Raw genomic sequence first — 1,614 nt, 5'->3', positions numbered from 1 at the left:
CGAGACAACAGAGCGCGACGATGCCAAGCCCGGACGAGGCGATTGCGAGCACGCAGGCTGCCGCGAAACCGTAGGCGTTCTGTTGGCCCTTTCCGTCGAACAGTCGGAGGGCGAATCCGAAGGCGGCGAGGGCGAATCCGATTGCGAGCAGGTCGCCGCGGGCGAACCGACCGTAGTAGACGAGAAGCGGGTTCGCCGCGAGAATGGCCGCAACGGCGACGGTCTCGTCGTTTTCGAGATGGTCCCGAAAGAGGAGACTCACGAGCGGCAGGGCCGCGCCGACGAGCGCAACAGGGAGTCTGAGCGCGAAATCAGTGGTCCCGAAAAGCGCTAACGAAGTCCGCGAGAGGAGGTAGACGAGCGGCCCGCCAGCAACCGGACGGTACGCGAAAAAGCCACTTTCGAGGTATCGGAGACTCCAGTAGCCGACGCGTGCCTCGTCCCAGTGCAGCGGGCGGTCGCCGAGGCCGACGAGGCGGACGACGAGTGCCACGAGCGCCAGTGCACCGACGGCGAGCGTCGTTCGGTCGGGGCGTTGCCCGACGCGGGAGGGAATCATGAAGTCACGTGGTGCGCCGGACGGCAGAAAGGTTACGGAACATTTGAGGAAACGATTCCAGTCAGAGTGCCGACGAACTGGTGGCTTCGAAAGCGTCATCCCCACTGACCGGTAGCACACGGATATGGCACTCATCGATTCGCTTCCGGCGCGACCGTTAGAACCACAGGAACTCACGTCGCTGAACCGCTCCGAGGCGTTCGAACTCGTCGTCGCTGTCGAAAACGACGGTCCGGCCCGCGGCCTCCTTTTCGCCACCGAAGCGTGGGTCAAAGGGGCCGCCTACGACGACGAGTCCGGATGGTCAGTGGTCGAGACGGAGGAACTCGACGAAGAAACCGCACGAATCGACGGCCTACAATCCTGTGAATCGGCGGTGCTCTCCTTCCAAGACGCCGATAGCGAGGAGTAGAACTAACCTAATTCCGAACGAAGTATACGCCGTCATGTACAGCGAAATCCTCGTGCCGACCGACGGGAGCAGGGCCGCCGAACGCGCCATCGACCACGCACTCAACCTCGCGGAGACCTACGATGCACGGATTCACGCGCTGTACGTCGTCGATACCAGTATCTACACGTCGCTCGATGCCGGCGCAGACGTCGTCATCGACGCCCTCGAACGTGAGGGTGAGGCCGCAACCAGACACGTCCGCGAGGCCGCCGAGAAAGCGGACGTCGAATTCGAAAGCGAAGTGATGACCGGAACCGCCTACCGCTCTATCCGAAAGTACACCGAGGACCACGATATCGACCTCGTCGTCATGGGAACCCACGGTCGGACGGGGCTGAGCCACTACCTGCTCGGAAGCGTGACCGAGCGCGTGGTCCGAACCTCACCGGTTCCGGTCCTCACCACGCGGATGCAAGACGAAGAAGAAACCGAAGAATCGGCGGACGCGACCGGCGAGACGAACACCGAACCGGCCGAATGAGTCCCCTGACGGGCGACGAAACACCGACGAGCTAGGCTGTTTGACACCGATAGACCCGGCCGTTTGATAAACAGTTTTGGTGCGCTCGCTCATACGCCGCGGTATGACTGAGTACTCCGT

At 62.5% G+C, this 1,614-nt stretch carries 3 protein-coding genes; 2 read left to right on the top strand and 1 reads right to left on the bottom strand.

Annotated features, from left to right (window positions below; genetic code table 11):
- Positions 1–559 (bottom strand): flippase activity-associated protein Agl23 (locus QT222_RS01370; RefSeq protein WP_491476061.1); only part of this gene is annotated, 559 nt, incomplete at its 3' end.
- A gap of 124 nt (positions 560–683) precedes the next feature.
- On the opposite strand from QT222_RS01370, the gene QT222_RS01365 reads away from it, so the two are divergent.
- Positions 684–971, top strand: coding sequence for a DUF7964 domain-containing protein (locus tag QT222_RS01365; protein ID WP_004056911.1), 288 nt, complete (start codon positions 684–686; stop codon positions 969–971).
- 34 nt (positions 972–1,005) lie between these two features.
- Positions 1,006–1,494 (top strand): universal stress protein, encoded by a 489-nt coding sequence (locus tag QT222_RS01360; protein ID WP_004056910.1) that lies wholly within the window; start codon positions 1,006–1,008, stop codon positions 1,492–1,494.
- Positions 1,495–1,614 lie beyond the last annotated feature (120 nt).

The sequence above is a fragment of the Haloferax sp. s1 genome (assembly GCF_058382125.1).
Note: the sequence above shows the minus strand (reverse complement) of the source record. Positions and strands in the feature narration are given on the sequence as shown.